General features: G+C 44.4%; 12 protein-coding genes and 2 tRNA genes. 8 read left to right on the forward strand and 6 right to left on the reverse strand.

The annotated features are described in order from the left end of the window. Nucleotides 1–35: 35 nt before the first annotated feature. The 8 genes from VIC_RS21290 (at nucleotide 36) to VIC_RS21325 (ending at nucleotide 6,696) form a co-directional block, all read left to right on the forward strand. Complete coding sequence (locus VIC_RS21290) at nucleotides 36–761, forward strand: acyltransferase (RefSeq protein ID WP_006962366.1); 726 nt, start codon at nucleotides 36–38, stop codon at nucleotides 759–761. Then, nucleotides 761–1,876, forward strand: coding sequence for a glycosyltransferase (locus VIC_RS21295; RefSeq protein WP_006962367.1), 1,116 nt, complete (start codon nucleotides 761–763; stop codon nucleotides 1,874–1,876). Before VIC_RS21290 ends, VIC_RS21295 begins: the two co-directional genes overlap by 1 nt. Beyond that, nucleotides 1,873–3,309 carry a GumC family protein gene (locus tag VIC_RS21300; RefSeq protein WP_006962368.1) on the forward strand — a complete coding sequence of 479 codons (1,437 nt, stop codon included), beginning with the start codon at nucleotides 1,873–1,875 and terminating at the stop codon, nucleotides 3,307–3,309. Before VIC_RS21295 ends, VIC_RS21300 begins: the two co-directional genes overlap by 4 nt. A 117-nt stretch (nucleotides 3,310–3,426) precedes the next feature. Next, nucleotides 3,427–4,518 (forward strand): glycosyltransferase, encoded by a 1,092-nt coding sequence (locus VIC_RS21305; protein WP_006962369.1) that lies wholly within the window; start codon nucleotides 3,427–3,429, stop codon nucleotides 4,516–4,518. Beyond that, complete coding sequence (locus VIC_RS21310; protein ID WP_006962370.1) at nucleotides 4,515–5,699, forward strand: glycosyltransferase family 2 protein; 1,185 nt, start codon at nucleotides 4,515–4,517, stop codon at nucleotides 5,697–5,699. The genes VIC_RS21305 and VIC_RS21310 overlap by 4 nt, the downstream gene beginning before the upstream one ends. 13 nt (nucleotides 5,700–5,712) lie before the next feature. After that, nucleotides 5,713–6,351 (forward strand): sugar transferase, encoded by a 639-nt coding sequence (locus VIC_RS21315; RefSeq protein WP_006962371.1) that lies wholly within the window; start codon nucleotides 5,713–5,715, stop codon nucleotides 6,349–6,351. A gap of 158 nt (nucleotides 6,352–6,509) precedes the next feature. Continuing rightward, a tRNA-Val gene (locus VIC_RS21320) sits at nucleotides 6,510–6,586 on the forward strand. Nucleotides 6,587–6,619: 33 nt separating this feature from the next. Beyond that, nucleotides 6,620–6,696, forward strand: a tRNA-Val gene (locus tag VIC_RS21325). Nucleotides 6,697–6,766: 70 nt separating this feature from the next. Here the strand turns inward: VIC_RS21325 and VIC_RS26770 are convergent. The 6 genes from VIC_RS26770 to VIC_RS21350 all read right to left on the reverse strand — a co-directional run bounded on the left by VIC_RS26770 (nucleotide 6,767) and on the right by VIC_RS21350 (nucleotide 13,343). Next, complete coding sequence (locus VIC_RS26770; RefSeq protein WP_019277768.1) at nucleotides 6,767–6,943, reverse strand: hypothetical protein; 177 nt, start codon at nucleotides 6,941–6,943, stop codon at nucleotides 6,767–6,769. Nucleotides 6,944–7,126: 183 nt separating this feature from the next. Further along, complete coding sequence (locus tag VIC_RS21330) at nucleotides 7,127–7,597, reverse strand: DUF2127 domain-containing protein (RefSeq protein WP_006962373.1); 471 nt, start codon at nucleotides 7,595–7,597, stop codon at nucleotides 7,127–7,129. Between the two features lie 171 nt (nucleotides 7,598–7,768). Further along, nucleotides 7,769–8,563, reverse strand: a complete 795-nt coding sequence (locus VIC_RS21335) for an NPP1 family protein (RefSeq protein WP_006962374.1) — start codon at nucleotides 8,561–8,563, stop codon at nucleotides 7,769–7,771. Nucleotides 8,564–8,785: 222 nt separating this feature from the next. Then, nucleotides 8,786–10,078: a lysine N(6)-hydroxylase/L-ornithine N(5)-oxygenase family protein gene (locus tag VIC_RS21340; protein ID WP_038159101.1), complete on the reverse strand. Its 1,293-nt coding sequence runs from the start codon at nucleotides 10,076–10,078 to the stop codon at nucleotides 8,786–8,788. A gap of 75 nt (nucleotides 10,079–10,153) precedes the next feature. Continuing rightward, nucleotides 10,154–11,122, reverse strand: coding sequence for a GNAT family N-acetyltransferase (locus tag VIC_RS21345; protein ID WP_006962376.1), 969 nt, complete (start codon nucleotides 11,120–11,122; stop codon nucleotides 10,154–10,156). Continuing rightward, nucleotides 11,112–13,343, reverse strand: coding sequence for a TonB-dependent siderophore receptor (locus tag VIC_RS21350; protein ID WP_006962377.1), 2,232 nt, complete (start codon nucleotides 13,341–13,343; stop codon nucleotides 11,112–11,114). The genes VIC_RS21345 and VIC_RS21350 overlap by 11 nt, the downstream gene beginning before the upstream one ends. Nucleotides 13,344–13,374: the final 31 nt, after the last annotated feature.

Below are 13,374 nucleotides of genomic sequence, written 5' to 3' on the forward strand. Positions count from 1 at the left end.
ACCTCCTATTGAAATATAAAAATGCGGAGGCGCTTATGCTGGCTACACACATTAACGAGGTCAAGATTTGGCTAAAAGAGAACCCGAACCCTGTTTATCGCAAATTGTTTGTCATTTTGAAAAACATTCGCGCTTGCGACCTTCCAACTCCAAGTATCTTCAATAAAACAACTGCTTTTCTCTACAACGGAAGCAAAGCCCTCTTTGCCAATATGGTTAGAATTCTGATTCACACGCCAGCCTTTAAAGGCCGCCTCACCCAATTTGGCAAACGACTTTATCTATTTGGTGGTGTTCCACTCGTAACCGGCCCCCTTAAAATTTATTTGGGAGACGACTGCAGGATCTCAGGACAAAGCACATTCAGCGGTCGCACCCAATCATTAGAAACAGAGCTTATCGTTGGCAATAACGTCGACATAGGATGGCAAACTACAATAGCGGTTGGTAAACGCATTGTTATTGGCGACAACGTAAGAATGGCTGGTAGAGCGTTTCTCTTTGGTTATTCTGGCCATTCTTTACACGCGGGGAAAAGAGCCTTGGGGGCTGGCGATAGCGAAAGAGACATTGGCAACATCACCTTAGAAAGAGACGTTTGGTTAGGTACAAATGTTACCGTCTGCCCGAACGTTACTATCGGTCAAGGTACCATTGTAGGGGCTGGCAGTGTCGTAACGAAAAGCCTTCCTTCCTATGTTGTTGCAGCTGGCAACCCCGCCAAAGTGGTTCGTAAACTAACGAGTAAGGAGATGGAATAATGCGTGATCTCATCGTATTTGGCGAAGACTTCGGAGGCTTACCTTCAAGTACGCAACACATCGTTTCTCGACTAGCTGCGAATAGAAAAGTGCTTTGGGTTAACTCAATCGGCCTACGTCAGCCTAAGCTCAATAAAAAAGATTTTGCTCGCGCTTTCGCCAAGCTACTAGGCCAAAGCAAAAAAGGCTACTCATCGAAGAATGAGCAACTGAGTACAAATATCACTGTCGTAAACTTAAAAACCATCCCTGCTCCAAAATCTTCGTGGGCAAGGGAAATAGCAAAGTCGATGCTATTAGCTCAACTCAAGCCCATCATCGAAAAGCTGGGGCTAACCAAACCGATTTTGTGGACTTCTCTTCCGACTGCAGCGGATTTATGTGGCAACCTAGATGAAGCTGCGGTTGTTTATTACTGTGGGGACGATTTCAACTCGCTTGCTGGTGTTGATCATGAAACAGTGAGTAATCATGAGAGAAGGCTGGCTGAGAAAGCTCACCTTATCTTGGGTGCAAGCGAGGAAATCTGCAAAAAGTTTGACGGATTAAAAACCGCGCACATCCCTCATGGCGTAGACTATGAATTATTTAACACCTCAATAAGCCGTGCTCGAGACCTTCCCTTAGACGGTAAGCCCATTGCTGGTTTTTACGGCAGCATATCCCAATGGCTGGACTATAAATTGATAGCTCAAGTCTGTTTAGATAATCCTCACTGGAACTTCGTTTTTATCGGGCCATTGGAGCTAGATCATAATCCTCTGCCGAATTTTCCAAATGTATTTTACTTGGGCCCAAAACCACACCGAGAGTTGCCTCGATACAGTCAGCACTGGGATGCGAGCATGCTGCCTTTCTTGTTCAATGATCAGATTCAAGCCTGTAGCCCTTTAAAACTGATGGAGTATCTAGCAGCCGGAACACCTGTTGTTACAACGCCGTTTCCAGCACTTGCTCCTTATCGATCACACGTCAGTATTGCCAACGATGCGAAACAGTTTAGCCAATCACTTAATCAGGTTCTCAGTATAGGAAACACTGATACCGAGATTGTTCGTCGCGACAGCTGGGATGCTCGAAGCCGAGTTGTCAATCAGCTTCTGGAGTCACTATGAATGAACTGAAACTGCGCTTTATCATTATCCTTAATGCAGCTTGGAGACAGAGGTACGTAATTGTTCTACCAATGCTGATCATGCCTTTTGCTGGATACTTCGTCGGGAAAATGGCTCCGGAGAAATACGTTTCCCATACCAGTATGCTGATTCAGGAAACGGCAAAAATGAACCCGTTTCTGGAAGATATCGCAGTTTCAACCATGCTCAAGGAGCGTTTGGCAGCTCTGAGTACATTGCTCAAGAGTCGACATATTTTAAGATCCGTTGCCAAAGAGCGTGGACTGATTGACGATTCAATGTCCCCTTTTCAAGTGGATCAAGTCATCGCAGAACTCGCAGCAAGCTTAACGGTTACCCAGCCTGGAAAGGATTTCCTTAAAATCCAGCTTTCTTCTACTCAACCTCAAGGCATGAAAGAACTATTAGAATCTGTCAGCGAGCACTTTATAGAGCAAATGCTGGCCCCAGAACGCTCTTCAATCAAAGATTCAAGTGAGTTTCTCACCATGCATATTGATAAGCGAAGAGAAGATCTCGACTTAGCAGAAACAGCGCTTGCTGATTTTAAGAACAAAAACGCCTCCGTTACACCTGAAATGCAAAGTCAGAGTCTTGCGAGGCTTGCTAGCCTCAAGCAAAACTTAGCCGAGAAAGAGGCGGAACTTGCTGGGGTTGAGCGGAGTCTGGGCTCACTCGATCAGCAACTGTCTAAAACCAACCCCGTCGTTGGTAAAATTGAAGACCAAATCATTGAAATTCGCAGTGAGCTAACTTTACTAAGAGCTAAATATACTGATAGTCATAGTGCTGTACTCGGCAAACAGCGGGAACTTCGTCGACTTGAAAACGAACGTTCGGAACTTCTTAAAGTTGAGCAGCCAAATATCAGCAGCGACCAACTTTGGGATATCGCGAGTAGCAACACTTTGTCTGACATCAGCCAAATTCAACCTTTGCTCGTTACCCAGTTACACAGCCTTCAGCTAGTGCGGGGAAGATTTGAATCCCTGAGTGAAGAAACCAAAAGCTTGCGTAAAATGATTGAAGATCTTGAGCAACAAGCGAACCGCTTCGGCGACAACGCAAAAGACATGTTCCAGTTGCAGAGGGATGTTCAAATCAAAAGACAACTCTACGATGAGTTGATTCAAAGGTATGAGATGGCTCAACTTACAGGCTCATTAGGTATCTTTGAGCAAAACAAGCGAGTCAAGATCATTGATTTACCTTATACGCCAAGTTCACCAGCTAACCTACCCATAGTCATATTTATTATCGCAGGGTTCGTCGCAGGTATTGGCCTAGGCTGTGGTATCGCTACGCTCATTGAGCTTTTTGATACTTCGGTTCGAAGCGCGAGTGAGTTGCAATCTCTAACAGGCAAACAGGTGATCACTGCAATTCCTAAAATAAAACCGTTTCAATCATAAAGAATCTCAAAATAAAACACTTCACACATGAAAACTTAAAGCACTGTTATATAGGTACTTTTTTTTGGCACAGGTTATGCAGTTCGTAATTTAACCATCGAACACCAAGGAAATCGCATGACCAGTCAACCGAAAACAACCATACATGTTGTTCAGCATTTGGCACCAGGTGGATTAGAAACATTAGCCATCAACATGCTCAAGTTTGCTAAACCAGACGAGAACGTTTTCCTGATCAGTCTCGAAGGAAGTCGCTGCGAAACATTGGCAAACTGGCCTAGCTTAAAGAACGTTGAAGATAAACTTATCTTTCTAACAAAGAAGCCCGGTTTTGATTTCGAGGCGATATCTAAACTGCGTAAACTATTCAAACAAATTAAACCTAGAGTCGTTCACACTCACCACATTGGGCCTCTGATTTATGGAGCGACTGCAGCTAAACTGGCAGGTGTTCAACACATAGTCCACACAGAACACGACGCTTGGCATCTTAACAACCAAAAACATCTTCTGTTGCAAAGCCTTGCCTTGAAACTATCCCGTCCCAATCTGGTGGCAGATGCTGGGCTAGTAAAAGAGCAATTAGATGAGAAACTCAACTATGCCAATATCACTGTAATAAAAAACGGCATAGACTGTGAAAGATTCAAGCCGGGATCTCAGGCACAGGCACGCTGTGAGCTTGGCCTACCTGCGCATGGAAAAATCATAGGTTCCGCTGGACGCCTCGAAAAAGTAAAAGGTCACGATATTCTTCTCAAGGCACTCCCTCTCATTAATAGCAATGTGACTCTCGCTATTGCAGGCATAGGAAGCCAAAAGGACGCATTAACACGACTGGCTGAAGACTTATCTATCTCTCATCAAGTACGATTTCTCGATTTAGTTGAGGACATGCCAACCTTTTATCGTGCTCTCGATGTATTTTGCATGCCATCAAGATGCGAGGGTTTTCCCCTTGCTCCACTGGAAGCTCAAGCGTGTGGCGTTCCTACAATCGCGACAAACGTTGGTGGTACCAATGAAACGTTATGTCCTATAACAAGTCAGCTCGCGGAAGCAGAAAATAGTAGTGAGCTTGCTTTAAAGCTATCCCAAATGTTGCTTGAGTCCCCTCAATCCTCACCACGCCAGTTTGTTGTCAACAATAACGACATTCGAAAAATGGTGGATGCCTATAGCGCAATAACACAGGAGGAATACGCATGATTGATCTGACCATTGGAATTTTCTTCACAATCTGTGCAGGGCTCATCGTCTATCACCATGTCGGCTACCCTCTTGTGCTTGCTTGGTATTCTAAGCGCCACCCAGTGGAAGCGTTAAAGCCAATCGAACGTGGTTACAAGATCGCTCGTTCAGATAGACAATGTGCTGACATCACCATTCTTATCCCTGCATATAACGAAGAGCAGTGGATCGCAGACAAAATTCGCAACTTAGCCTGTCTGGATTACCCGAAAGAGCACTATAAAGTCATCGTCGCTTGTGATGGTTGTACCGACAATACTGCTCAAGTGGCTCAGAACACGATTCAAGAAGCCATTTGCTGTGATACCCATTTTGAAATTCGAGTATTTGAAGAGAACCGCGGAAAGGTTGCACTAGTGAATGAGCAGATGCTAACGATATCAAGTGACATTACAGCATTGAGCGATGTGTCAGCTCTGATTTCTGTCGATGCCCTGCTGGTCGCCAACCAACACTTCAAAGATAAAACTGTAGGTGCTGTTAACGGACATTACCAATTACTTTCTAGTGGCAGTGAAGGTGAAAGCAAATACTGGCAATACCAAAGCAGAATGAAACTGCATGAGGCGAGTTTGGGCAGCACACTTGGCGCTCATGGTGCTTTCTATTTGTTCAGAACTCACTTGTTTGAACCGCTCAAGCAAAACGTTATCAACGACGATTTCATCATTCCAATGGAGATTATTCGTAAGGGATATCGAGTGGACTACGACAAGGACATGATCGCATTAGAGCTTGAAGCAACCAACACCGACAACGATTTTAAACGTCGACTCAGAATTTCTGCTGGCAACATGCAGCAAGCCCTGCAATTGGCAGAATTGTTTTTGCCACGATACAAAGGCGTCGCTTTTGCTTTCTTTTCAGGCAAAGGTTTAAGACTAATAACACCGTACCTCATGATTCTGTGTCTGGCGCTTTCTGTCGTACTTATTCACCATCCACTATTTTTCATCGGGACCATTGCACAGCTCGCTGTTTACTCAATTGCGATTCTGGGGCATGTGTTCCCACACATATTTAGCCATAAATACTGTCAGTTAATCACATACATAGTAGCAGGGCACTTTGCCAACCTAATTGGTGGCTTACGCTATTTGTTCGGTTTCGAAGCCACTCGTTGGACAAGAATTCAATGATAAGGAGCATCTTATGAGCAACGTATCTTCTTTATATTCAATCTGGTTAGCAAAACGTATCTTCGATTTTCTATGCGCTGTAATCGGGCTTTTGATGCTGTCACCCATCTTGCCCGCGATTGCCTTAGCCATAAAACTCGACTCCAAAGGACCTATTTTCTATAAGCAGCTGCGTGTGGGCAAATCGACACCAGAACAAATGATGTTCTTTGAAATCATTAAGTTTCGCACCATGTATGTCGATGCAGAAACGCGTACAGGTGCAGTCTGGGCGACAGAGAACGACCCACGAATTACTCCAGTTGGTCGTTTCCTGAGAAAGACACGCCTAGATGAGATCCCGCAGTTGTTTAATGTCATCCGAGGCGATATGTCATTGATCGGCCCGCGCCCTGAACGCCCTAGCTTTTATAACAAGCTAGAAACGGCCATCCCTTACTTTGCTGACCGTACCTATGGAGTAATGCCAGGCATTACAGGGCTAGCGCAGGTTAATCAAGGCTATGACACCTGTATCGATGACGTTCGCAGAAAAGTCGGCTTTGACCATAGTTATGCCTTATCACTGCGTTCGCTAAAATCTTGGATTCTGATGGATATCAGCATCATTACCAAAACACTCATCGTCATGGTCGACGGACGAGGACGATAAATCAATCATTTAGAGGAGAGAAATCATGCTCTCCTTTTCTATTTTGGTATAAAAAAACGCCAATTCGATTAGTTGTGAAGCAAACAGTTTAAAAACCAATAATTTGCTCTTGCACGACCCAAAAAGTCTCGGTAATATCCATCTCGTTCTTAAGGAATGGGTCCGTAGCTCAGTTGGTTAGAGTACTACCTTGACATGGTAGGGGTCGGCGATTCGAGTTCGCCCGGACCCACCACTCCTTGCTTAAATGCACTAAGAACAAAAATTTGGGTCCGTAGCTCAGTTGGTTAGAGTACTACCTTGACATGGTAGGGGTCGGCGATTCGAGTTCGCCCGGACCCACCAAATTTTATAACAAAGCCCGCTTATAGCGGGCTTTGTTGTTTTTGGAGATACCTCATTAGATTGAGTTAATCTAATGCGCTTCTTCTAGCCGTTTTTCATTACCGAGTATCGTGTACTCTTGGCTAGCCTGCTCTAGCGTGTTCTGATATCCATCATAAGAACACTCTCCAATATCGTTTCTCGGACATATGGAAACATGATTCTTATCGATCATCTCTATTCCACAGTTCGGGCAATATCTATCCATGGCAACCTCCTGACGTTGTCTGCCTTGTACATACAGGTTCATAACCCTGCACTAGTCACTCTAGCTATTTTCAGATTCGAAACCAGCGATACCGCTCTCGGGTTTACAGCTTTTTACACTCTATTACAGTATCTGCTGTACTCATCATCATGTTTGCATAACAAACATGATTTCCAGCACAAGCTAACTTTCTATTGCAAATTCAGGCTTGGCTTGTAACGTTCTTGCAATATAGGCAATGATCAAGAGATTAACGATAAGTATCACAGCTCCAATTATGCCCGGGTGATGAATCAGGCCATACACTTCGAAAGGCACGTAGATCACACAGCCTATCAGTGCTAGCCACTCCGTCCAACGAAGCCCTTTCCATAAGCCATAAGCCTCAACCCATCGAATAATCGTGTATGCCAATGCACCCAGCATAAACCATTGAACATTGCCTTGCGGAAATCGCCCCATCGCTTCTATAAACACACCCGGTAAATGATGGGCAGGGTTTAAATGAGCATGCAGCACTAAAGACTCAGCCCACTGCTGCAAGTCTTTTCCGGCTAAAAGGTGCAGACCCAACGCAACCGCAAATGACAACAGCCCTTTCAGTGCTTCGAGAATCGCAATCAGCTTTAACCCTGGTTTCGCTTGTACTTGCATCTATTCAACTTCCTCATGCAATACGTTGAGATATAACCCAACCGAAAGTAACACGTTGATTAATTGCTTCATGAAGATTGTGTCAATTTTTCAATTTGACCGAACATGCTGAATCACGCATAGAAGAAGAGAAATGGCCTAATACGAATTAGGCCATTCAATTTACTACGTTTAATAAGGATTGGACGCTTCGACACTTTGCTGGGTAAATGGCGGGAACCCAGCTGGTCGCCACTGATTAATGTGGGTCAGAAAAGAGCTGTCTTTCACTTTAATTGACGCTTTTCCATAGTCAAAGCTATTGAGTTTATTGCGCATAGCTTCATTGGAGAGGTTGTCACCTGACAGTTCATACCAAGAAGTTATTGGCGGCGTTACAAATTGTCCATAGTGATTTTCTGCAACCTCATTGTCTTTGGCAAAACGAATGCAATGGGTCAAAATACCATCCTTGTGGTAAACCACTTTTAGATGTTCGCCTTCCATTGGTAATTGTTCTCTTGGCTTAGTTTCCAAATCGCCGTGACAGCTCACTGAACCATATGCGACAGCATCATCAATTGTCCAGATGATGACTGATTCCCAGTCATGGCGATGGCCCCCTAATCCAATCCCCGGAATTGCCTGATCTTTTTCATAATAGGTGTCATAGGCTTGAGCACAGTACTCCTGCCCATCACTTCCCTGTATGCAAGCGTAACGGTGAAGGGTATTTGAAATATCGAGAAAGCCTGCATCTCTACAACTTCCATTGAGCGCACCAGTTGGTTTCAACCCCGGATTCATCTCTCCATTACGGCTTACACCCGCAGCGGGATAGCAACCATCACCATCCCAATCGAAAACAGGAACCTGAGCCGATATATCAATCAAACTGGGTAGTGCTTCATCCAATCGTGGGAACTCTGCTGCATTGAGCGAAATAGGAGCACTAAGTAGAACGGTAGTTATTATTTTCTTCTTCATAAAAGCCTCTGGACCAACGTTGTGTTTAAAGTAGTGGTTTTACAACCAGCACAAACATAGGCGTGATAAAGAAACAACCGTCAGAGCTCGCTCACAGTTCTTTGATTCCTCTTAGTTATGAGGCATATTTTTGTTCATTAAGCTCCTAATTATCAATAAGTAACCCAAAAACAAAAAGGCCGTAACACTTTATGTTACGGCCCTTATAGTCTGTTTGATGCTTTATGCTTCTTCTGCGACTTTTTCTGTTTCAAAGTTCGCAAATAGCGAGTCTACAATCTCTTTCGAACGCACTGCCAGAACAGAAAGCAAAGTATCGCTCAGACCATGTGATGATTCACAGCAGCCTTGAAGGAATACATTCACTTTGCAAGACTCCTGCATTGGTAGACGATAATGACGCTCAACCTGCTTGTCCGACATTAGTGGTTCTAGCTTGTTCAACATTTGGTTGAACTGATCGTAGCGATAGCCAGTAGCAAGGACAACCGCATCGTAGTCGTGCCAGTTTTGCTCGCTATGAATGCGATCATTATAACGAAGCGCAATCTTACCTTCTTTCTGCCCTACTTCTTGAATATCATGACAGCGTAGATGTTGGTGCTTGCCTTCGCCAGTCACGCGCTGAAGGTATAGACGCTCATAAATCGCGCTAAGCTCTTCTGTATCGACAACTGAATAGTTTGTACCATTGAAGCGAGAAAGGATGGTTTTACGCTCTTCATCGGTGCTCTTGTATACGTGATCTGTGAACTCAGGGTCAAAGATCTCGTTAACGAATGCACTGTCATCTGCTGGATGTAGAGCAAAATTACGGTTCACTAAGTGAACTTCACCTTCTTCATAACGGTTTGTCAGGTCAACGAAGATCTCGGCAGCACTTTGACCAGCACCGACAACCGCAATCTTAGGTGTCTCCGTACCAGCATTAAACTGTTCACGCCACACCTTGTATTTCGATGAATGAATCACCTTCTCGTCACTCAGGCCGTTAAACAGCTCTGGAAGCTTCGGCATACCACCCATACCAATCAATAGGTTTTTCGCAATACGTACTGTTTGGTTGCCGTTGATATCCGTTGAGACAACGCGAACTTTCGTAATTTCGCCATCGACTTCAATCGGTTCGATGTCGATAACGCGTTGTCCATAGGTCACGACAGAATCAAACTGGTTTGCAACCCAAGTCAGGTAGTCATTGAATTCGACGCGTGAAGGGTGCAAAGAGCCCAAGTTGATGAACGAACTTAAGCGGTCATGTGAATGTAGGTAGTTCACAAAGGAATAAGGGCTGGTTGGATTGCGCAGCGTCACCAAATCTTTCAAACAAGAAATCTGCATTCGAGTGCCATCTAGCAACATGCCACCATGCCATTCGAAATGAGATTTCTGCTCTAGGAAGCAGTAGCTTAATTCTTGGTTCTGCGCCGTCTCTTCTAACGCAATCGCAATTGACAGGTTAGCAGGGCCGAAGCCCACGCCAAGCACATCATATTCCTTAATCTGGTCTGTCATTTTTGTAACCTCATGTTTTTCCGTTGAGCTCTTTGGCTCTCTATCCCCGAGACACCCTAAAACTGGGTTGCGATACTAAAAGCAATCGCTAAAGAAGGTATCTCTCAACTGACACATTAGAGCTGCCCTCTTATGAGGGAAGTCGAATTCTTTTAACTTGGCGAAACCGAATTTCTGCAGATAGCCAATCATCTTGGCGTTATCTGCTCTTGGTTCGCTGACGATTTTCTCTGTCCTTGGATCGGACAGGTAAAGGAAGTGGCATACTGAAGGAAGCCAAGCGGCGACCTTGTGACTGCCACGGTGATGCTCTTCACCAACAAGCATGTGAATACCGCGATCGTAATCGCCTGCTGCATAATACGGCGCGATGCGATCTTCTTTCGTCCAATAGGCTTCAATATAAGCAAAGGGTTCGTTATTGAGGCACACAATCAAGAGCTGGTTTTTATCATTGACCAACTGCTCCTCTAGATAAGCTTTATGCTCTTCTAAAGTGCCTGTCTGCTCCCAAAACGCAGCCACTCGTTCACTGTTTTGCCATTTTGAAAACAGCTCAGCATGCTGCTCTACATCTAGCCCAACCAGAGACAGCGTCTGCTCTAGCTCAGGAATGTAGCGGCTGTATAGCTCACCTTTTTGAGGTCTTGGGCGAAGAGGATGGTAGCCATTAGAAGCAAGAATCTGCTTATGTGGAATAGCGCGACGCTGCTGCTTTAGCCAAAGTTCTGGCAACTGCAGCAAAGCTTCTCGCCAAACCAAGCGAATACCTTCACCTGTAACATGAGTGAAGTCGTTTAATGATGAGAAAGTAAACTCGCCAAGATCAATACAACGAATATCCGTTCGGTGTTCAAGCATAAGGACAAAAGCTTGAACTACTTCCTTATCGTTGATGGCACTGCTGGTTACACGCCAATAACCACCACTTTCCTTGCTAAGTGTTAACTGACCGCTTGGCATCTCAACGCAACATGTATCCCCTTGTTGCTGAACACTCTGCCCAAAGGGCAGAGTGTTGAGGGCATCGCTGTTACCAGTCATAGCTCACGCTCGCGATAACATTGCGGCGGTCACCGTAGTAACACCAAGTATTACTCGTACATGTTGCTATGTACTCTTTGTCAAAGATGTTTTTCGCTGCGACTTGAAACTTATAGTCATCAATTCGGTAGCTAACCGTTGCATCGTAAAGTGTATATGAAGGAACTGTGTTTACGTTATCATTACCAGCATATGTGTCATCTGTATAACGCAAACCACCGCCTATACTAAGGCCTTCAAAAGTACCACCAAAGAACTGGTATTTAGCCCAAGCCGAAGCTGTAGTATCAGCCACTTGCTGGGGTTGATTGCCTATTATGGCCGAGTTTGTATCATCTTTGATTTCAGAATCAACGTAAGATAAGTTACCAATCAAAGTAAGAGCCTGAGTAACATTCGCTACCGCACCAAGTTCCATACCTCGGTTACGTATTTCCCCGATTTGCTTGATTTCTGAATTAACCGATTGGACAACATCCTTTTTAGTGGCTTCATAGACAGAAAAGTTAAAGTAACCATCAAAGCTTCTCGGTTGATACTTCACACCTGCTTCAATTGCTTCGCCCCGTTCTGGTTTAGCAGCTTGATTGTCCACTGTCTTAATGACTGGTTCAAAAGATTGCGCGTAAGTCACATATGGAGTGAAGCCATTGTTCATAACGTAGGCAACGGCCGCACTAGAGGTCCATTCTTCGTAATCAGCTTTGTAAGTTTTTCCTGTGGACTGGTTACTATCTTCGTTTGACGTATCGTCATATCGTAGACCGGCTTGGAACACCCAGTTGTGATATTTAATCTGATCTTGTACGTAGAAACCAAGCTGGCTGTTCTTAGTACTTGTTGTTTGCATATCGTCTTCGGTGACTTGGGTTACGCCGTTAAGCAATACAATGTTATTTGTATAACTAGGGTTGAAGATATTGAAGGTTGGGTCAGGTATGCTCCCCACGCCAGGTATAGTTTTAGATTCATTACCATTAGCTATAGTTGGATTGTCTGCAAACGTTTTGCTGTCTATATCTATACTCTGATAATCAATTCCTGTTAGTAAAGTATGGCTAAAATCACCAGTTTTAAACTCATAAACTAACCTGTTATCAATATTGAAAGCATCAGACTGCCCTTTTTCAATAGATGCACCTCGTGAAATAGTTTGGCGTGATCCCGTGGGGTCCAATAGAGCACCGATATTAAGGCCTTGGAAAGTAGCATCCGCTGAATAGCCGGCAAAAAACATCTGACGTAAATCAATATCCATTCGACTATAGCGAGCAGATTGCCCAAAACTCAAAGCGCTATTGAACTGGTGATCGAACTCATAGCCCAAGGATAACTGTTCACGTTCAAACTTTTCCCAGTCTGGGTTGCCCAGAGCCACATCATCAGCAATTTTGCCATTAGGGTTGCTTGTTAATGTACCTTCGACAGGCAAAAACTGTAGATATGGATCAGAATCATCTTTTTGATAGCTAGTTAGGAATGTAATACTGCTCTTGTCGTTGATATTCCACGCTAAGGAAGGAGCAATTAAAATACGCTCAGCATCGACATTATCCACTTTAGTGCCGTTCTTACGGCCCATAGCGACTAGACGAAAAGCAACATCTTCATTGAGCTCATGATTTACATCCAAGCTAATTTGAGTTCTATCATAAGAGCCATACTCAACAGCAACCTGACCGGAACCACCATCAAATTGAGGGCGTTTGCTGACGGTATTGATTAAGCCACCCGGAGGGTTTTGTCCGTACAGAACAGATGCAGGACCACGAAGAATTTCAACTCGCTCTAGAGCAAACGGGTCAATTTGCCAACTGTAGAAACCTGCTGAATATAGACGTGTGCCATCTTGGTAAAGTCCGTTATTCGCCTGTGTAAAACCACGAATAACAAACCAATCTTGTTTGTTATCCTCACCATAGAAATTAGCTTGAATACCTGGGGTGTACTGAAGTGCGTCTGAGATGCTGATTGACGCACGGTCATCCATTTGTTCGCGAGTAACAACAGAAACAGCTCGTGGCGTTTCATGGATTCCTAAATCTGTTTTGGTTGCTGTACGACTTTTTTGTCCTAGATAACTGAAATCTGGTCCTACGGCACTATCGTGCTCTTGACCTACTACCACTACTGTTTCGTCTTCCGCTGCGTTAACTACGCCAGCAGACAGAGCGAACGCTACTGCCAAACAAGCCGGGCTCAGCATAAACTGCCGATTCATGTCTTTCTCCTTAACTCTCGGTTTTACCGAA

This window comes from Vibrio coralliilyticus ATCC BAA-450 (assembly GCF_000176135.1).
GTDB lineage: Bacteria > Pseudomonadota > Gammaproteobacteria > Enterobacterales > Vibrionaceae > Vibrio > Vibrio coralliilyticus.